We start from the raw sequence: 19,676 nt of genomic DNA on the forward strand, positions 1-19,676 counted from the left end.
TCATGAAACCTGCGAAGCATGGCCTGCGTATCGCGCTGGCCGGTGCGCTATGCGCGGCCGGAATCACGCTGGCAACCGGTGCGGCGGCACAAAGCTATCCCACGCGCCCTGTGAACCTGATCGTGCCCTTCCCGGCTGGCGGCACCACCGATGTGCTGGCGCGTACCCTCGGTCAAGAGTTGGCCAAAAGCCTGGGTCAACCGGTGATCGTGGAAAACAAACCTGGCGCCGGCGCCACGCTGGGCGCAGATTACGTGGCTAAGGCCGCCCCCGATGGCTATACCCTCTTGATGGGTGCAGTCCACCACACGATTGCGACCAGCGTCTACAACAACCTGCAGTACGATTTTCAGAAAAGTTTCGCCCCCGTCACCACGGTAGCGCTGGTGCCGAACATACTGGTCGTCAACCCCAAGGTGCCCGCACAGAATGTCCAGGAACTATTGGCCCTGGCCCGCAAGACGCCCGGCAAATTGACCTTTGGTTCGAATGGCGTCGGCACCGGGCAACATCTGATCGGTGCGCAATTTCAAGAGATCGGCGGCGTCTCGCTGCTGCACGTGCCGTACAAGGGCAGCGGCCCGTTGACGACGGATCTGCTGGGCGGCCAGATCGATATGTCGTTCGACACGATCACCCCTGTATTGCCTCACATCAAGTCAGGCAAATTGCGTGCATTGGCAGTCACGACGGATAAGCGTTCCGCAGCATTACCCGATGTCCCGACGATGCAAGAGGCGGGTCTGAAAGGCTTCAATATGGGTACATGGTTTGGCGTTCTGGCCCCTGCCACCACACCGCCCGACGTTGTTGCGCGCCTGAATGCCGACATGGTCAAGATCATCCAGTCGCCGGATTTCGGCAAGAAAATGGCGGAGATCGGCGCCGTGCCGATAGGCGATAGCAGTGCGCAAATGGCCGAACGCATCAAGATCGATACCACTGACTACGCCAAACTCGTCAAGCAAGCGAACGTCGTGGTGAACTGATCACCAAGAGTCGCCCTTGCCGGTTTTACGCCTGTCCCGAAAATATTCCACCAGGAAATCGATAAACACGCGCACCTTGGCCGACAGGTGATGACGTTCGGGAAAAACAGCGTGAATATCGGCGGGCGGCAGGGCGTAATCCTGCAGCAGCAACTCCAGTCTGCCAGCACGCAGGTGGCGCGCAAGATCCCATTCGGCACGCTGCAAAATCCCCAAACCGGCCAGACCCCAGGTCAATGTGACCTCTCCATCGTTACTGCTCAGCGCACCACGCACCTTGATCGTTTCGCCATAGGTACCGCGCGTAAATCGCCAAAGGCCATAGGTATCATCGTTCTGACGCAGCACGATGCATTGATGGCGCGCCAGATCCTGTGGCACCTGCGGGCGGCCATGCTTTTCCAGATACTCGGGCGACGCACAGACCAGTCGTCGGTTCGGCGCGATGGGCCGGGCAATCAGACGCCCATCGGGGATATCACCGAAGCGGATCGCCACGTCAAACGCATCCTGCACAAAATCGCCCGGCGTGTCTGTCAGCTGCAACTGCACCTCGACCTCGGGATAGCGGCGCGCAAACAGCACGATGGCCGGCGCAATATAGCTGCGCCCGAATCCCAGCGGCGCGTTCACCTTTAATAATCCCCGCGGCTGCGCCTGCCGGCTGGCGATCAATTGGTCCAGATGATCGATGTCACGCAGAATGCGTCGCGCGTTTTCCAGATACAGCTCGCCCTCGGCCGTCGGACTGAGACGCCGGGTATTGCGGTTAAGCAGGCGCACGCCGAGGCGGTCTTCGATCTGAGCCAGACGTTTGCTGACAGCAGCCGTGGTCACGCCCAGCTCGCGCGCAGCGGCCGACAGACTGCCCGCACGAACCAGCTCGACCAGCAACTGCAGCTCTTGGGACTGCCCCATCGACGTGACACCTCATTGAAAAATCGAAGTCCATAGTAGCCCAGAGCGAGCAGCGTCTTTCACATTCCGTCCGCGGTAACCGGTTGCACCTTCAGTCAATTTATTTAAAATGCGAGTATTTCTCATTTACATTAACATTCATTAATGTTGCGTTCCCTGCCCGCCTCTCAAGACGCCGTTCACGGTCTATACCGCGACCACCATGGTTGGCTCGACGGCTGGTTGCGCCGCAAAGTCGGCAACGCCTGCGATGCAGCAGATCTGGTCCAGGACACGTTCGTTCGCGTGCTGCGGCACCGCGCCGAGTTGACCATGGTGCGCGAGCCACGCGCTTACCTGACCACTATCGCCAAACGTTTGGTGCTGAATCATTATCGACGTCAGTCGCTGGAACAGGCCTATCAAGAGGCGCTGGCTGCGATGCCGGAACCGCTGGCCCCCTCGCCCGAACAGCAATTGCTGATTCTTGAAGCGTTGCACGAGATCGATGCGGCGTTAAACGCCTTGCCGGCACGCGCCCGCCAGGCATTTTTGCTGGCACAGTTGGAACACTTGCCCTACGAGGAGATCGCGCAGCGCCTGCAAGTGTCGGTACGCACGGTACAGCGCTACATCGTGCAAGGATATGAACAATGCCTGCTCGCGAGCTCGTGACTCCTGCCGAGGCTCCGCTGGATCGCGGCGTGGCGCGCGAAGCAGCGCGTTGGCTGATGCGGCTAGGCTCTGGCCACGCCACGGCAGCCGATGTGCGCGCGTGCGACCGATGGCGTGCTGACAGCGCCGAGCATGAACGCGCCTGGCAGCGTGCGCAGGCGCTGAATCGGACATTCGGCCTGATCCCCGCCGAAGTCGGCATGGCAGCGTTAGGCCGGCCGGCAGCCAAATCGCGTCGAACTACGCTCAAGACGCTCGTGGCCCTGCTGGCGGCCTCGCCTGTGGCCTGGTCGACTTGGAACGCAGCACCCGTCGTACGCTGGCGGGCCGACCACCGCACGGCAGTTGGCGAACGGCGCGAGGTCGTGCTGACCGATGGATCGCGGGTCTGGCTCAACACCGCGACGGCAATCGACGAAGCATTCACCGACACTGACCACGCACTATGGCTGCGCGATGGAGAAATCTACGTACAAGCCTCGCCGCACCGCAGCCCTGCACTTCACATCGAAACCCGAATGGGCGTCATTCACGCCGATGCCGCGGCGCATTTTGCCGTCCGGCTTGACGCCCAGCGGTGCCTGGTCAATGTCACTACCGGTCAGGTGGAAGTTTCACCGGCCAAGGCTACAGCACATCGTGTCCGCCTGAACGCAGCACAACAAGCGGCTTTCGACGCCGCTACCGTCTACCCGCGGCAAACCTCGGATACGCGCGAGCCGGATTGGCTGCGAGGCACCTTGCACGCGGATGCGATGCGATTGGATGTGTTTGCTGCGGAATTGGCTCGCTATCGGTCCGGCATCGTACGTTGCGATCCGGCCATTGCCGCACTGCAGATTTCCGGGACTTTTCAGTTGAGCAACACCGATGCGGTGTTGCACGCTCTGCCGGCCCTGTTGCCCGTGCAAGTGAGCTATCGGACCTCGTACTGGGTCATGCTCGGACCGGCTGCCACGCAGACGTAGTTTTATTTTGTTGCACTTAATGTTGCTTATCAGTGTCCGGTTTTGTGTCGTGCAGGGTCATGGAAAACAAAGGCTGTCATGGCCTGTATCCAAAGACCCTGTCCGAAAGGAACCTCATGGACACGCTGCACGCGCCCGCTTTGCCTGATATCCGTTTTTCTCCTCGACGAACCACGCTGGCGTGCGCCATCAGCCGTGCACTGCTGGGGTTGACTATCGCTGGCGGCCTGGGCGCGCTTTGTACCCCGGCCTGGGCACAATCGACCGGAACGGTGGCGCAGCAACGGATATATCAAGTCCCCGCAGGCGAGCTGAGTGCGGCGCTATCGCGATTTGCCGAGCAGGCCGGGATCACTGTGCTGTTCCAACCTCAAACTGTCCAGGGCCGCCAAAGTGCAGGCCTGCAGGGCGCCTACCCCGTTGACGAAGCCCTGCATCGCCTATTGGCGGGCACGGGGCTCACCGCCCGCGAACACGGCAACGGCGCATTCGTATTGCAACCGCAAGACGTTGTCTCGCAGCTCACGCCCGTGACGGTGCAAGCCGATGCCTTGCGATCCGATCCGGCCTGGGTCAGTACCAGTACGCGCCAGGACATGGATAACCTGCAAGTACGCAGTTGGGAGGACGTAGGCAAACGCATGGACGCCGGTGTCAATTTCAACCGCCAGAACAACAGCATCAATATTCGCGGCATGGACGGCAATCGGGTCCTGACGCGCATCGATGGCATACGCCTGCCGTGGCTGGACGACGGTGCACGCGGCGTAAAAGGCGGCTTGAATGCGGTCGACTTCAACTCGCTGTCGAGCCTGGATATCGTGCGCAGCACGGACTCTGCCTCTGTCGGCTCGGGTGCGCTAGGAGGCTCGGCGGAATTACGCACGCTCAATCCCGACGATCTGTTGCAAGACGGACGCAACTTTGGCGCGCTGGTCAAGGGCGACTACGACTCGGCGGACAATAGCAGGGCCGCCAATGCCGCCTTGGCGGGCCGTTTGGCGGAGAACACCACGTGGTTATTGCAAGCCGGTATCCGTAAAGGCCACGAGTTGGACAACCGCGCCGACCACGGCGGCTACGGCGACGACCGCGACAAGCCTGATCCCGAGGATTACACGCAACGCAGCGTCATGCTGAAACTGCAGCAGCGCGTAGCAGGCGGGCACCGCTTCGGTTTGACCGGCGAATACTTTCACTATGACTCCGATACCGACAGCAAGTATCTGCAGGGCCCCGGCACCAGCTACCAAATTGGCGAAAACACGGCCAACGAAACGATCAAGCGGGAACGCGTTTCGATGGACTACGAATACCAGGCGCCCAACGCGGGCGGCTTGATCGACAGTGCCAAGGCCGCGGTGTATTGGCAGCGCCTGCGGCTCGATCAGGGGCTGGATGGCGAGCGCACCAGAGATACGCGCGCATCGATTATCCCTGGCGACCCATACAGGTACGGTTATCCCAATGGGGCTTATGGGCGGGACAACTCAATTCAAGAAACGCTGTTCGGTTTCAGCGGCGAAGCCACACGGCGAATCGAGGGGCTGGTTTCGCAAACCGTGACCGTGGGCGCCGAATGGGTGGGCAATCGCACTGAACAATATTCAGACGGGTACGACAACTGCCCTGATATTCCGGCAGGATTACCCGCGCCTTTCGGCCCGCGTTCCTGCGACATGCTGCATACCAATCAGGCGGACATGCCACGCGTCAAAGGCAGCCAATGGGCGCTGTGGGCAAAGGACGAGTTTTCCTTTGCCCAGGGCCGCTACACGCTGACGCCTTCGATCCGGTACGACCATTACGAGCAAAAACCGCAAAATACCGGCAGCTACGACAGCAATCCCAACGCAGGCGCATTGCCGCCTTCGTCCAGCGGCGGCAGGTTTTCGCCGAGTTTGCTGGGAACCTGGAAAGCACAAGAGCAGGTCACGTTCTACGCACAATATGCGTATGGCTATCGCGCCCCCAGCGCGACCGAGCTTTACACGAACTATGGCGCACCTGGCACGTATCTGCGTGCAGGCAATCCTGATTTGAAACCGGAATCCAGCCGCGGTTGGGAGTTGGGCGCTCGCCTGGGCAACGATGATCTCGGCGGGGCATTGTCGTTCTTTGATACGCGCTATCAGAACTTCATCGATACGCGAATACCGGTGACGGCCGGCGATCCGCAATGGCAAGGCAGCTGGGACGGACAGTACCCGCTGGGTGTCACTACCGCCGCCAACCGCGCCCGAGTGCGGATCTATGGTGCCGAGGCCTCGGCACACTGGCGTTTCACTCCGAACTGGCGCACTTGGGGATCGTTGGCCTGGACGGTCGGCAAAGATCAAAGCACTGGTCAATATCTGAATTCGGTACCGCCCTTCAAGGCGATTCTGGGTCTGGGCTACGACCGGAGCGAATGGGGCGCGAGCGCCGTATGGACGCTGTCCGCGCAACGCAACAAAGTCGAGTATCCCGCCGCGACTGCCGAAGCGCCTAATCCCGATTTTCGCGCCCCGGGCTATGGCGTCGTAGACCTGATGGCCTACTGGAAACCCGCCGCAGTCAAAGGATTGCAAATCCGTGCCGGGCTGTTCAACCTGTTCGACAAAAAGTACTGGGAAGCCATCAATGTTCCCACAGCTGGACCATCTGCCCTGCCCCATCCGGTAGACTGGTACACCGAGCCTGGGCGCAGTGTGCGCGTGTCATTAACCTATCAATACTGAACCACGGGCCTGCTGCACGGCGGCCCGGGGCTGTGGGTCGCCCGCCGTACCCGGACAGAGGAGTCATCAATGAGTAACACTTCTTTCACCCAGCTGGCCGCCGAATTACGCGCTCGTAACGACGCCCTGGTCGCAGAACAACCCGGCCAACGCGCGCGCAATCTCGCCCAAGCACTGAACGTATCCGAAGCCCAATGGGTCGCCGCAGAATGTAATGGGCTGCGCGCCACCGCGCTGACCGGCGCCGCATCTCCGCAAGCGATATTCCGCGAGTTGGGATCGCTGGGCGAGGTCATGGCGTTGACGCGCAACGACTGGTGTGTCCATGAACGCCACGGACGGTACGAGTCCATCCAGGCAGAAGGCCCAGTTGGCCTCGTGTTGGGGCCTGACATCGATTTGCGTGTGTTCTTCAGCACCTGGGATTCAGCCTGGGCCGTCGAACAGGACGGCCGGCATAGTCTGCAGTTCTTTGACTGTGCAGGCGTTGCCGTACATAAGGTCTATCGTACCGATGCCACGGACGTCGCCGCCTATGATGCGCTGGTCGCACGCTTTGCAGGCGAGCCCGTCTGGCCGCAAACCAGACCCTATGCGCCCAAAGACGAATCCGACACCATCAGTGATCCTGACGCGCTGCGCAGCGCCTGGCTGGCCATGCAAGACACGCATGAGTTCTTTCCGCTGCTGCGTAAATTCAAGGTCTCCCGCCTGGCCGCGCTGAAGGCCGCGGGTATGGATCTGGCGCAACAGGTCCATACCAATACCGCCGAACGCATGTTGGAGGCCGCGGCACAGTCCAGGCTGTCCATCATGTGTTTTGTGGGCAATCCCGGCATGATCCAGATCCACACAGGACCGGTCGCCAAGCTGCTGCGTACGGGCCCCTGGTTCAACGTGCTCGATCCGAAATTCAACCTGCATCTGAACACCGATGCTATCGACTCGGCCTGGGTCGTCAGCAAACCCACCAGCGACGGGTGGGTCACATCGCTCGAGGTTTACAACGCCAATGGGGATCTCATCGTGCAATTCTTTGGTGAACGCAAGCCCGGCAAGCCGGAGCTTGCCGAGTGGCGAGAACTATTGAGCAGCCTTTGCGCGGAGCCGTTAGCGGCATAACGCCATCCATGATCAGGGCGTCGCGTACTCAGCGCCGCCAAGAACGGCTAAGCTTAAGCACCAAGACGCTCTGATCAGTCTACCCTTTGTCCGCCATACGGAAACACGACGCCTCATCAAGGAAGCACCATGGCCGCAAGTCTAGCCAAGACGGTCGCCGCAGCAATCGCTGCAGTCTGGGTCACCAGCGCCGCACAAACGGTAAATGATCCTCCCTCTGCCGCTCAACGCGTTGTCACATTGGGCGGCACGGTCACCGAAATCGTCTACGCCCTGGATCAGGGCGATCGCCTCGTGGGCGACGATCAATCGAGCCTGTATCCAGAGGCGGCGACCAAGTTACCGCGCGTCGGGTATTACCGCGCCGTGCCCGTCGAAGGCGTACTCGCTTTGAATCCGGACCTGGTGCTGGCGTCTGAGCAATCGGGTCCCCCTACGGCGCTCGCGCGCCTGAAGGAAGTCGGCGTCCCCCTCGAAATAATCTCTGACAAGCCCAGCGTGCAATCACTCAACGATCGCATTCTGCAGATCGGCAAAGCCCTGGGTGTACCAGATCGTGGCAAGCAATTAGCCACATCCGTCGCAACCGCGTTAAGCGAAGCGCAAGCCTTACCCGAGTCGCACGCGCGCGCCGTGCTGCTCATGAACCGCACGGGCACGCCCCTGGGCGCGGGCAGCGACACAGCAGCAGCACTCGTGCTGGAGCTCTCTGGCCTGGTCAATGTGCTCGCCGATCAACAAGGCTACAAGCCCATCTCGGCCGAAGCACTCAGTGCTCTGGCACCTCAAGTCATCGTCGTCCCTCGCATGTCGCTGGAGGCAGCGGGCGGCATGGAAAAATTCCGCGCAACGCCGGGTATCGCCTCCACGCCTGCAGCAACAAATCACTGCATCGTCGTCATGGACGATCTGCTTGCACTGGGCACCGGGCCGCGGCTGCCGCAAGCCATACGCACACTGAAGGAGACCGCTTGTGTCGCTCGCCAAGGCTGACCGCCTGGCACCGCTGATCAAGCGGGCGCATCCGCCCACCGTTCTGATAGGACTGGGGGTTGTTGCCCTGCTGGTAGCCCTGCTCGCCGCCTTGAGCGGCGCCGTCCATATTCCCTTGGCAGACGCGCTGCGCGTTCTGACCATGGGTGCCTCGCAGCCTGAGGACACGTTATGGCGCAACGTACTGCTGGACATTCGATTACCGCGTGTCTTATTTGCTGTCGTGGCAGGCGCGGCGCTGGCGATTTCGGGTGCGGCGATGCAGGCCCTGTTTCGCAATCCTCTCGCCGAGCCCGGCTTGGTCGGGATCTCCGCCGGCGGCGCACTGGGGGCTGTGGCCGCCATCGTGCTGACCACGGGCGGCTTCATGGTCACCGCACCTGCCGCCTTTGCAGGCAGCCTGCTCGCCACGGCAGCGGCCTATGCCGTCGGCCGCCGCGTGCCGGGCGTTGCCGGACTGCTGCTGGCAGGTATTGCCATCAACACCGTCGCCGGTAGCTTGATTGGGCTGCTCACTTACATGGCCTCCGATGCGCAGCTACGCGACCTGACCTTCTGGAACATGGGCAGCCTGGCGGGCGCGAATTGGTCATTGTTAGGCTTTCTGGCGCCGTGGACACTCGTGTGGTCCTTCTGGCTGATGCGCCAGTGGCGCGCCATGAACGCCCTGTTGCTCGGAGAGCGTGAGGCGCAGCATCTCGGCTTCGCGCTCGTCACTGTGCGCTACAAACTCGTCATGGCCACTGCGTTGATTGTGGGGCCGCTCGTGGCTGCCACGGGCGGTATCGGCTTTGTCGGACTGGTCGTTCCTCATCTCGTACGCATGACCCTGGGTGCCGATCATCGTTGGCTGCTGCCTGCCTCGATGCTGACTGGCGCCCTGGCGCTCACGCTGGCCGACTGGCTGGCCCGCATCGTCGTGATCCCGGCCGAGCTGCCCATAGGTTTAGTCACCAGCCTCGTAGGCGGACCGTTTTTCCTATGGCTGCTCGCACGAGGACGAAAATTCTAATGAGCCTGCGTACGATAGACCTAGACGTATCGCGTGGCTCGACACGCGTTCTTTCCAATGTATCGCTCAGCATCGAGCCCGGCCAGGTACTGGGCTTGCTGGGCGCCAATGGCGCCGGCAAATCCACCCTGCTTGCAGCCCTCGCCGGCGAGCTTTCTCCGACCCGTGGCCATATCGAATTAGACGGCACACCGCTGACTCGCATCCCTCCGCGCCGTCAGGCCCGGCAACGCGCAGTCCTGCCGCAAAAGCCCTCGCTGACATTCGATCTAGGCGTACAAGAAGTCGTAGCCATGGGCGCCTACCCCTTCCCCGAACTGGACCCCGCCGAAGTCGAGGAGCTGACGGCATCCTCGCTCGCCCTCGCCGGCGTCCCTCACTTGGCCCAACGCCGTTATCCCGATCTGTCCGGCGGCGAACAACAACGCGTGCAATTCGCCCGCGTCCTGGCCCAATGCCAGGCCCAGCATGACCCCAACCTCTCGCGTTATCTTTTGCTGGATGAACCCATCTCCAGTCTGGATCCTAAACATCAGATCGAACTGCTGCGCACCACCGCCGACCTGGCTCATACCCAAGGCCTGGGCGTCCTCATCATCGTCCACGATATCAACCTGGCCGCCCGCTGGTGCGACCAACTCATCATGCTGGGCAACGGCACCGTCATCGCCGGCGGCCCTCCCACAGACGTCCTGACCCGCGACAACCTGCGAACCGTCTACGACATCGAGGCCGACATCCTGCCCCACCCCACCATGCCCAACCGCATCCTGGTTTTGCCGCATTAGCAAGCCCGCCACGGGGCAGGCATGCCATGACTAAATTTCATCAACCAGCAACGCACGCATGCCACTGCTGCGAGTCCGTGCCGCGTGCCTGGGTGCTGCGCCGGCCCGTTGAGCCGCGGTTCAGCCTCGCGCAGCGAGGCCGAGGCCCCTGCTCATGGGCCGAGCCGCGGCGATAGGGCTGGCGCAGCACCCAGGCACGCGGCACGGACGGATTAACAGAGACACCCGACGCAATCTAGAAACACCCGACGCAATCCCCCACGTCAGGTCTTATCCCCCCGATACCGCGACACACTCATCAAGATCCCGCAAGCAATCCCCATCGTCAACAACGCCGTCCCCCCATAGCTCATGAACGGCAACGGCACTCCCACCACAGGCAAGATCCCCGTCACCATCCCCACGTTAACGAACACGTAGATAAACACCATCATCGTCAACGCCCCCGCCATCAAGCGTCCAAACTGCGTCGTAGCCCGCACCGCAATTGTCAATCCTCGAGCGATCAGCAAGGCATACAACAACAACATCGCCACGCCGCCATACAACCCGAATTCCTCGGCATATACCGCAAAAATAAAGTCCGTCGTACGCTCAGGAATAAAGTCCAAGTGCGTCTGCGTCCCCTGCATATACCCCTTGCCATAGAGCCCCCCAGACCCCACGGCGATCATCGACTGAATCGTGTGAAACCCCTTGCCCAATGGATCAGAACTGGGGTTGAGCAAGGTACACACCCGCTGCTTCTGATAGTCGTGCAAGACCACCCAATCTACGCCGGGTTCACATAGCGTGTCTTCGTAATAGATCAGCGTCCCTATCCCCAAGATACCGACAATCGCAATCGGGGCAAGCAATTTAAAGGACAATCCGGCGAAATAAATGACGCAAAAGCCCGCGCCAAACACCAGCAACGCCGTTCCCAGATCAGGCTGCAACACAATCAGGCCAAACGGCGCGGCCAGCATCGCCGCTGCGACAAGGAAGTCACGGATTCGCACATCGCCATCATGCCGCTGGAAATACCATGCCAACATGAGCGGCACAGCGATTTTCATCATCTCAGACGGTTGAATACGAGTAATGCCGAGGTTCAGCCAGCGCGTGGCGCCCTTGCTGGTTTCCCCAAAAAACTCCACGCCCAACAACAGTGCAACGCCGACGATATAGAACGGCAATGCCAGACGCATCAACATATGCGGCGGCACCAAGGCCACCGCCCACATCGCTAAGAACGCAATCAGAAAATTGCGCGACTGATCGGCAAAACGCCAATCGGTGCTGCCCACCGCCGAATGCATCACCGTCAGACCCAACGCGGCAAACAAAGCCAGAATGATCAGCAACGGCCAGTCAAAGGCGAGAAAGACGCGGACAAGGATAGCGCCCAGACGTTTCATTGCTTGACTCCGAATCCAGACGATTCAAACAAGTCGTTCAAATCGGACCGCGCTGGCGCAGTAGAGGGGCGCTGCGTCGCCCGCGGGGCTTGCTGAGCAGGCGCCGCTTTGGGTGCGGATCGAGGCCTCATGCTTGGGGGAGGCGTATCCGAACCTGGAATGAGCGGAGGCAACGGCTCGTCCTGTGGCGCATCATCCAGCACTACCCCGGGCGGCGGCTCCACAAGATCGTCTGGGCTTGTCGCGCCCGGCACCACAGGCGCCGACACCCCCGTAGGAACGGGCGTATCGCTTTGCACCGGCACAGACAACGGCGGCACATCTGGCGGCAGTGTGATACGCGAGCCAGCCGTAGGCGTAGCAGGCCGCGACAACCAATAATCGAACACCGTACGTGCAATAGGGGCCGCCATACTCGCCCCCCAGCCGGCGTTTTCCACCAACAGCGCCACGGCAATACGCGGTTTATCAGCCGGCGCAAAACCCATGAACAGCGCATGATCGCGCAAACGCTCATCCAACTCATGCGCGCGATATTGAGACCCACGCAGGCTGAATACCTGCGCCGTTCCAGTTTTGCCCGCCGCCTGGTACGCCGCGCCGGCAAAGGCGCGCCGTGCCGTTCCTGAACGCACCACGCCGACCATCGCGCTCTTGATGAGATCGACATTCTCTTGCTTGAGCGGAATGCGATATTCCGGTGTAGACGGCGTTGGCGTTACGACACCGGTATGTGTGTCGCGCGTAGCATGTACCAAATGCGGTTTTCGATATGCACCATTGTTGGCCAAGGTCGATGTCCCCTGCGCCAATTGCAGCAGCGTGAATGAGTTATATCCCTGCCCCACCGCCACAGAAATCGTCTCGCCTGCATACCATTGCTGTTGTCTGCGATCTTTGTACGCCTGACGTTTCCACTCGGTCGACGGCAACACGCCCTTGCGTTCGCCATCCAGGTCAATACCAGTGATCTGCCCGAACCCAAACTGCTTGGCAAAATCATGCAGTCTGTTCACACCTATTTCCGGGCCCAGCGAATAGAAATACGTATCCGAAGACACGACAATGGCCTTGTGCATATCGGTCATGCCATACGCAGCGCCCCCAGCGTTCCGGAAACGCTGCCCACCGAATTCAAAATAGCCTGGATCGGGAATACGCGTCTTGGCATCGCGCACACCCAGTTCCAGCGCCGCCAACGCCACAAAAGGCTTATAGGTCGAGCCAATCGGATACGTGCCGTACAACGGCCGATTGATTAGCGGATGATCCGGCGACTCGTTCAACAAGCGCCAATTTTCCACGTCGATGCCGTCGATGAACAGATTCGGGTCGAATGCGGGTTTAGAGACAAACGCCAAGACCTCGCCCGTGTTGGGATCAATCGCAACCAGCGCGCCGCGGTGATTTCCAAAAGCCTCTTCGGCCACACGCTGCAAGCCTAGATCGATGGACAGCATGACGTCCACGCCGGGTACGGGATCAGTACGCTGCAACGTACGCACAGGGCGGCCGCTTGCATTGACTTCGACTTCTTCGATTCCGGTCTGACCGTGCAGCGCTTTTTCCCAGCTTTTCTCGATACCCTTTTTACCGATCACATCGGTGCCGCGATAATTGCCCAGCTCGCCCGTGCTTTCCAAGGCCTCGATATCGTTCTCCGCAATGCGGCCGATATAACCCACCACATGTCCCGCCGTGGCGCCCTGGGGATACTCGCGCACCCAGCGGGCACGCAACTCGACGCCGGGAAACTCAAACGCATGGGCAGCGAACCAGGATGCCTCGGTATCATTCAAGTTGTTGCGCAGTATCAGACTGGCATACCGCCCCGACTCCTGCACCCGGCGTTTGAATCGACGCTGATCGCCTGGGCTGACATACACCACAGGAGTCAAGCGTGCCAGCATGGCATCTATATCACCGACTTGGCCCGGCACGACCTCTAGCGTATAAGTCCGGTAATTGCGCGCCATCACCACGCCATTGCGATCCAGGATCTCGCCACGGCGTGGTGCAATGGGAACCACGGCTATGCGATTACGATCGGCTCGTTCGGACAGGCCCTCGTAGCGGTCTACCTGCAAAAACCAGAAACGCCCAGCCAATACGCAAAAGCACGCCAGCGCAAACAAACCGCCCACCCAGGCACGCAGCCCAAAGCGCTGCTTTTGCTGTTGGCCGATTTTCTTGAATTCGAACATGGCGCGCCGCTATCCAACCCGGCGCTAGACCGACGAGGACTCAACGTCGTCAGTGCCTCGCTGCGGCAAATGCAGCACGAAACCTATCAACGGCCACATCGCCGCCGTCAGCAAGACACTCATTCCCCAATCCCAGCCGGACCACCGACCCGCCAGCCATGCCAGCACGAGTTGTTGCACCAGGCGCGCGACAAAGAACACGGGCAACATGTGTATGCCCTGACTCCACAGATCAAAATGCCGCAGCCGTCGGTGCAGCGCCACCGCCCCATACGCCACCAAGGTATATGACAAGGCATGGGCGCCGAGCACACTGACATCGTGCACATCCATCAGCAGTCCAAAGCAGAATGCCGCCACCAGGCCGACCCGGCGCGGCTCGTTCACGCACCAAAAGGCCAGGACCAGCACCAGAATATCGGGAGCGCCCTCCCAGACACGCCAGGGTAACAATGACAACAGCCACGCCACCACGATCGAGCCCCAAACAAAGAACACATTGGCCGGACGCGACAAATGCTCGGGAGGAACGTTGCGAGGCGTGCCCAGACGGCGCGGAGGCTGCTGGGCCGACGAGTTATTGCGATCCACCGGATTCGGCCTCTTGAAGATCAGACTCTGCACGAGCGACATCGACTTGCAACACCAGGAAATGGCGATGGCGTTCGGGATGCGCCAAAGGCTCGCACACGGCGCGTGCAAACCCGGATGCCGTATCCCGTTCGACCGTCAACACCTTGGCCAACGGCAGACCTGCGGGAAACAAGCCACCCACGCCACTCGTGACGATCGTATCGCCTTCCTGGATATCGGCATTAGCCGCCAGAAAGCGCACCTCGATGCGACCAGGCGAATTCGAACCAAAGGCAATCAAACGCAGACCATTGCGCAACACCTGAACGGGTACAGACACTCTTTCGTCCGTAACCAGCGCGGCTTCGGACGCCTGTGGCGTCACGCGCACGATCTGTCCCACCACACCGCCTTCGTCGATCACCGGCATGCCGGGCGCCAACCCTGCCTGGCTGCCCTTGTTAAAGACCAGCCGTTGCTGAAAGCTGTCGGCCGGCTCGTACAGCACCTCGACCACCACGGCAGTCTGATCGACGGTGTCGGTCACACCCAACAGCCGGCGCAACTGCGCATTCTCCGCCGCCAGCTGCGCCGCATGCGTCGTGACTTGAGACAACTCGATACGCTGACGCTGCAAGGCCTCGTTTTCGGTGCGATTATGGTTGGCCGCATCGACCCACTCGTTGAACTGCCGCACAAAATCCCGCGGCGCCATCACGGTGCGCTGAAACGGATACAACCCAATGGAAACCGCGCGTCGCAACGGCTCCAGCAGATGAAACTGAGAGTCGAGGACCAGCAAGGCGAGCGACAAGGCGACCATGACGGCCAACCGGATTTCTACCGGCGGGCCGCGCCTGAACAGCGGTGGAGACCCTTGTCGTTGCATGAATACCCAGCTTTGGCGTCAGCCCGCAGCCACTGCGCCGGGCATCGCCGGCACGGCGACGCCCGCTGGCGGGACAGACTTATTCGTTAATGAAAATCGCGCCCAGTTTTTCCAGATGCTCGAGCGCTTCGCCGCAACCACGCACCACGCAGGTCAGCGGATCCTCGGCAACAACGACGGGCAGGCCCGTTTCCTCTTGGAGCAGACGATCGAGATCGCGCAGCAATGCCCCACCACCCGTCAGAGCGATGCCCTTGTCGGTGATGTCGGCTCCCAGCTCGGGCGGGGTTTGTTCCAGTGCGATTTTGACGGCGGACACGATCTGGTTCAACGGATCGGTCAGCGACTCCAGAATCTCGTTGGACGACACCGTAAAACTGCGCGGCACGCCTTCGGCCAGATTACGGCCCTTGACTTCGATCTCGCGGACCTCAGAGCCCGGGAAGGCGGAGCCGATTTCTTTCTTGATGAATTCGGCGGTGGGCTCGCCAATCAGCATGCCGTAGTTGCGGCGGATGTAGTTGACGATGGCTTCGTCGAACTTGTCGCCGCCGACGCGCACGGAGCCTTTGTAGACCATCCCGCCCAGCGAGATCACGGCGACCTCGGTCGTGCCGCCGCCGATATCCACCACCATCGAACCGCTGGCGTCCGAGACAGCCAGGCCAGCGCCGATGGCAGCGGCCATGGGTTCTTCGATGAGGTAGACATGAGAGGCGCCGGCGCCGAGGGCGGATTCGCGAATGGCGCGACGCTCAACCTGGGTCGACCCGCAGGGGACGCAAACAATGATGCGCGGGCTGGGGGCCAGCATGTTGCGCGGGTGAACCATGCGGATGAACTGCTTGAGCATCTGCTCGGTCACCGTGAAATCGGCAATCACACCGTCTTTCATGGGGCGGATGGCTTCGATGTTGCCTGGGACTCGTCCCAGCATCTGCTTGGCCTCCTGGCCAACCGCCTGGATGATTTTTTTGCCGTTGGGGCCGCCTTCGTGGCGGATGGCAACGACCGAAGGCTCGTCGAGCACAATGCCCTTGCCCCGGACGTAGATCAGCGTGTTGGCGGTACCGAGGTCGATCGCCATATCGCTGGAGAAGTAACTGCGCAGGAATCCGAACATGAGGGCTCAGCGAGATTCAGAAATAATGCCGGGCTGCAGGTGACGGACTGGTAAACACGAGCCCGCCGCATTGCTGCAGCGATTAAACCGTGAATGATAACTTATAATTTCCCGGAAAATAGCGCAAAAATGCTGGTAATTCATGCTTTGTCACAGGGACGGATACCGTACAAACCCGCACCTGAGTCCAGCAGCCTGCCCCTTCGATTTCTCATAGTCTCCCTACATGGCGCTCAACGAACAAGACGTGGCCCGGATTGCCCGGCTGGCCAGAATTGAATTGACCCCCGATCAGCTCAAGCTCGCCGAGGGCGAGCTCAACGGCATTCTCCACCTGATCGAGCGGCTGCAAGCCGCCGACACCCAGGGTGTAGAGCCTCTGGCGCACCCGCTGTCGGCCCATCAGGACATCGCTCTGCGCCTGCGCCCGGACGCCGTGACCGAAACCGCCTCCGAGGCAAACCGCGCCGAACTGATGGCTAATGCGCCCGATGCCCGCGACGGCTTGTTCCTGGTTCCCAAGGTCATCGAATAAATCATGACGACTTCTGCCCTTCACACCCAATTCGGCGGGATCGCCGAACTGCGCGCCGCGCTTGCGCAACGACAGGTCAGTGCCCGCGAGCTGGCGCAAAGCGCCCTCGCTGCCGCCCAGGCCGCCAGCGACCTGAACGCCTTCCTGCACATCGACGAGGCCCTGACCCTGGCCGAGGCCGACGCCGCCGACGCGGCCTTGGCGGCCGGGACGGCTGGCCCGCTGGCCGGCGTGCCCATCGCTCACAAAGACGCGTTTGTCACCCGAGGCTGGCGCACCACGGCCGGCAGCAAGATGCTCAATGGCTATGCCAGCCCCTTCGACGCCACGGTCGTGCAGCGCCTGCAGGCCGCTGGCGCCGTCTCGATCGGCAAACTCAATTGCGACGAGTTTGCCATGGGCTCGGCCAATGAAAACTCCGCCTACGGTGCCGTACGCAATCCGTGGGACACCAAAGCCGTGCCTGGCGGTTCGTCGGGCGGCTCGGCTGCCGCGGTAGCCGCGCGTCTGGTCGCCGCGACCACCGGCACCGACACCGGCGGCTCGGTACGCCAACCCGCCGCGCTGTGCGGCGTCAGCGGTATCAAGCCCACTTACGGCACCGTCTCGCGCTTTGGCATCGTGGCGTTCGGATCCAGCCTGGACCAGGCGGGCCCGCTCGCCCCCAGCAGCCGCGACTTGCTCGAACTGCTCGATCCCATGAGCGGCTTTGATCCCAGCGACGCCACCAGCCTCGAAAGCTGCGACGGCACGCCCAACGTCCCCGGCCGCATCCGTGCCACCTACGACGCGGCGCAGGCCGGTTACGACGCTGCCGGCAGCTTGCCCCTGAAGGGCCTGCGCATCGGCGTGCCTCAGGAATACTTCGGCGCGGGCCTGGCCCCGGATGTCGCCGCCGCCGTCGAAGCCGCCCTGGCTCAATTCGAGGCCCTGGGCGCACAACGCGTATCGATCTCGCTGCCGCGCACCGAATTGGCCATTCCGGCCTATTACGTCATCGCCCCTGCCGAGGCCTCCAGCAACCTGGCCCGCTATGACGGCGTACGCTACGGTCACCGCGCCCAGGAATACACCGATCTGAACCAAATGATCGCGCGCTCGCGCGCCGAGGGTTTTGGCGACGAGGTCAAGCGCCGCATCCTGATCGGCACCTATGTGCTGTCGCACGGGTATTACGATGCGTACTATCTGCAGGCCCAGCGCGTGCGCCGCCTGATTGCGCAGGACTTCCAGCGCGCCTACGCCGACCAGTGCGACGTCATCATGGGACCGGTTTCGCCCACTGTGGCCAAGAACCTCGGCGACAATCGCGATGATCCCACCGCCGACTGGCTGGCCGATATCTACACGCTGGGCGTGAGTCTGGCAGGATTGCCCGCCATGTCCGTCCCCTGCGGTTTCGGCGGCGACGGCCAACGCCGCCCCGTCGGCCTGCAAATCATCGGCAACTATTTCGACGAGGGCCGCCTGTTGGCCATCGCCGACCGTTATCAACAAGTCACCGACTGGCACCGGCGCGTGCCTGGCCAGCAAGGCACCGAGCATTGACTGCTCCCTTCCCTAAAGGGGAAAGGGATTCCCACTTCACAGAACCGAGCCGTCGTACATCATCACTCATGCACTCAGGTCTTACCGTTTCTCCATGGGCTAACACCGCCAGTCCGGCGGCTAATACGTTATGCGCCGCGTTGATGTCGCGGTCGTGGCCGGCGTTGCATTGTGGACAGGACCAACGCCGCACGCTCAACGGCAGCCTCGGTGACACATATCCGCAAACGTGGCAGCGCTTGCTCGACGGATACCAGCGATCTACCCGCACGAACTCACGTCCATACCAACGGGCCTTGTATTCGAGCTGCCTTACAAACTCTGTCCATCCGGCATCGGCGATGGATTTAGCAAGACAGCGATTTTTCTGCATGTTGGACACAGACAAGCTTTCTACGGCGATCACTTGGTTCTCGTGGATCAACCGGGTAGAAAGCTGGTGCAAGAAATCCCTGCGGGTGTCTGCAATCTTTGCATGCAGCTTGGCAACTTTCAGCTTCGCCTTGGCGCGGCGGGCCGATCCTTTTTGTTTCCTGGCCAAGCGGCGCTGTAGCGTAGCTAACTTAACTTCATGCTTGCGAAAGATCTGGGGCGCATCGACTTTTTCTCCTGTTGAGAGCACCGCAAAATGAGACAGGCCCAGATCAATCCCGACACAGGTCGACGTAGGCGCTTTTTGTGCCACAACGTCGTCGCACAGCAGACTGACAAAGTATCGGCCCGCCGGGTCTTTGCTGACCGTGACAGTAGTGACCTTGGCGGCTTTAGGAATCTGACGGGACCAGCGGATAGGCAACGCCTCGGTCATCTTCGCCAGTTTGAGCGAACGGCCATCCCATCTAAAAGCACTCGCGGTGTACTCCGCCGATTGCGGGCCATCCTTGCGTTTGAAACGGGGATATCCCGCTCGCTTGGCAAAGAACCCGGTAAACGCCGTTTGCAGATGGCGCAGTGTCTGCTGCAACGGAACACTGCTGACCTCGTTCAACCAAACGTAGTCCGGCAGCTTTTTCAGCGCCGTCAAAGCCGCAGAGGTCGCGTGATACCCCAGGCGCTCTTGCTGCTCAGCCCAGGCGGTCGAACGCAGACTAAGCATGTGGTTGTAGACCACACGTACGCAACCGAACGTGCGAGCCAGCGTGATCGCTTGCGCGGGCGTCGGATAGAACCGGAATCGGTAGGCACGTTTGGTTTGCATGCCCGAGATACTATCCACGCCAGACCAGAAACCTGGATGTTT

At 61.1% G+C, this 19,676-nt stretch carries 17 protein-coding genes; 10 read left to right on the plus strand and 7 right to left on the minus strand.

From position 1 onward, the window contains the following. Positions 1–2 precede the first annotated feature (2 nt). Complete coding sequence (locus CAL20_RS24060; RefSeq protein WP_094823619.1) at positions 3–989, plus strand: Bug family tripartite tricarboxylate transporter substrate binding protein; 987 nt, start codon at positions 3–5, stop codon at positions 987–989. On the opposite strand, the gene CAL20_RS24065 is transcribed toward CAL20_RS24060, so the two are convergent. Next, complete coding sequence (locus CAL20_RS24065) at positions 990–1,907, minus strand: LysR family transcriptional regulator (protein WP_094823620.1); 918 nt, start codon at positions 1,905–1,907, stop codon at positions 990–992. 144 nt (positions 1,908–2,051) lie between these two features. Here CAL20_RS24065 and CAL20_RS24070 point away from each other — a divergent pair, with 144 nt between their 5' ends. From CAL20_RS24070 to CAL20_RS24100, 7 genes are all read left to right on the plus strand, one after another. Further along, positions 2,052–2,561 carry a sigma-70 family RNA polymerase sigma factor gene (locus CAL20_RS24070; RefSeq protein ID WP_094823621.1) on the plus strand — a complete coding sequence of 170 codons (510 nt, stop codon included), beginning with the start codon at positions 2,052–2,054 and terminating at the stop codon, positions 2,559–2,561. Beyond that, positions 2,540–3,529: a FecR domain-containing protein gene (locus CAL20_RS24075; protein WP_094823622.1), complete on the plus strand. Its 990-nt coding sequence runs from the start codon at positions 2,540–2,542 to the stop codon at positions 3,527–3,529. The genes CAL20_RS24070 and CAL20_RS24075 overlap by 22 nt, the downstream gene beginning before the upstream one ends. A 116-nt stretch (positions 3,530–3,645) precedes the next feature. Then, on the plus strand, positions 3,646–6,249 hold the full coding sequence (locus tag CAL20_RS24080; RefSeq protein WP_094839247.1) for a TonB-dependent hemoglobin/transferrin/lactoferrin family receptor: 2,604 nt from the start codon (positions 3,646–3,648) through the stop codon (positions 6,247–6,249). A gap of 69 nt (positions 6,250–6,318) precedes the next feature. After that, positions 6,319–7,371, plus strand: a complete 1,053-nt coding sequence (locus CAL20_RS24085) for a hemin-degrading factor (RefSeq protein WP_094823624.1) — start codon at positions 6,319–6,321, stop codon at positions 7,369–7,371. 129 nt (positions 7,372–7,500) lie between these two features. After that, complete coding sequence (locus tag CAL20_RS24090) at positions 7,501–8,364, plus strand: heme/hemin ABC transporter substrate-binding protein (RefSeq protein WP_094823625.1); 864 nt, start codon at positions 7,501–7,503, stop codon at positions 8,362–8,364. Between the two features lie 16 nt (positions 8,365–8,380). Further along, on the plus strand, positions 8,381–9,376 hold the full coding sequence (locus tag CAL20_RS24095; RefSeq protein ID WP_254924414.1) for a FecCD family ABC transporter permease: 996 nt from the start codon (positions 8,381–8,383) through the stop codon (positions 9,374–9,376). Then, the gene (locus CAL20_RS24100; RefSeq protein WP_094823626.1) at positions 9,376–10,164 is read left to right on the plus strand and encodes a heme ABC transporter ATP-binding protein; all 789 of its coding nucleotides are present in this window, start codon (positions 9,376–9,378) and stop codon (positions 10,162–10,164) included. The genes CAL20_RS24095 and CAL20_RS24100 overlap by 1 nt, the downstream gene beginning before the upstream one ends. 263 nt (positions 10,165–10,427) lie before the next feature. Here the strand turns inward: CAL20_RS24100 and rodA are convergent, their stop codons facing one another. The 5 genes from rodA to CAL20_RS24125 all read right to left on the minus strand — a co-directional run bounded on the left by rodA (position 10,428) and on the right by CAL20_RS24125 (position 16,353). After that, positions 10,428–11,564 (minus strand): rod shape-determining protein RodA, encoded by a 1,137-nt coding sequence (gene rodA / locus CAL20_RS24105; protein ID WP_094823627.1) that lies wholly within the window; start codon positions 11,562–11,564, stop codon positions 10,428–10,430. Then, positions 11,561–13,768 carry a penicillin-binding protein 2 gene (gene mrdA, locus CAL20_RS24110; RefSeq protein ID WP_094823628.1) on the minus strand — a complete coding sequence of 736 codons (2,208 nt, stop codon included), beginning with the start codon at positions 13,766–13,768 and terminating at the stop codon, positions 11,561–11,563. The genes rodA and mrdA overlap by 4 nt, the downstream gene beginning before the upstream one ends. A gap of 24 nt (positions 13,769–13,792) precedes the next feature. After that, entirely contained in the window at positions 13,793–14,359 is a 567-nt protein-coding gene (mreD, locus tag CAL20_RS24115; RefSeq protein ID WP_254924401.1) for a rod shape-determining protein MreD, read from the minus strand. Next, positions 14,346–15,230, minus strand: a complete 885-nt coding sequence (mreC, locus tag CAL20_RS24120) for a rod shape-determining protein MreC (RefSeq protein ID WP_094823630.1) — start codon at positions 15,228–15,230, stop codon at positions 14,346–14,348. Before mreC ends, mreD begins: the two co-directional genes overlap by 14 nt. Positions 15,231–15,309: 79 nt before the next feature. Continuing rightward, positions 15,310–16,353, minus strand: a complete 1,044-nt coding sequence (locus CAL20_RS24125) for a rod shape-determining protein (RefSeq protein ID WP_094823631.1) — start codon at positions 16,351–16,353, stop codon at positions 15,310–15,312. A gap of 226 nt (positions 16,354–16,579) precedes the next feature. Between CAL20_RS24125 and gatC the strand changes: the two genes are divergently transcribed. Then, positions 16,580–16,888 carry an Asp-tRNA(Asn)/Glu-tRNA(Gln) amidotransferase subunit GatC gene (gatC, locus tag CAL20_RS24130; RefSeq protein WP_094823632.1) on the plus strand — a complete coding sequence of 103 codons (309 nt, stop codon included), beginning with the start codon at positions 16,580–16,582 and terminating at the stop codon, positions 16,886–16,888. A 3-nt stretch (positions 16,889–16,891) separates the two neighbouring features. Continuing rightward, positions 16,892–18,436, plus strand: coding sequence for an Asp-tRNA(Asn)/Glu-tRNA(Gln) amidotransferase subunit GatA (gene gatA, locus CAL20_RS24135; protein WP_094839248.1), 1,545 nt, complete (start codon positions 16,892–16,894; stop codon positions 18,434–18,436). On the opposite strand, the gene CAL20_RS24140 is transcribed toward gatA, so the two are convergent. Continuing rightward, a complete protein-coding gene (locus CAL20_RS24140; RefSeq protein ID WP_254924402.1) occupies positions 18,387–19,634 on the minus strand; it encodes a transposase in 1,248 nt (415 codons plus the stop codon). The two genes, gatA and CAL20_RS24140, sit on opposite strands and share 50 nt — an antisense overlap. Positions 19,635–19,676 lie beyond the last annotated feature (42 nt).

Source organism: Bordetella genomosp. 4 (genome assembly GCF_002261185.1).
Classification (GTDB): domain Bacteria; phylum Pseudomonadota; class Gammaproteobacteria; order Burkholderiales; family Burkholderiaceae_B; genus Bordetella_A.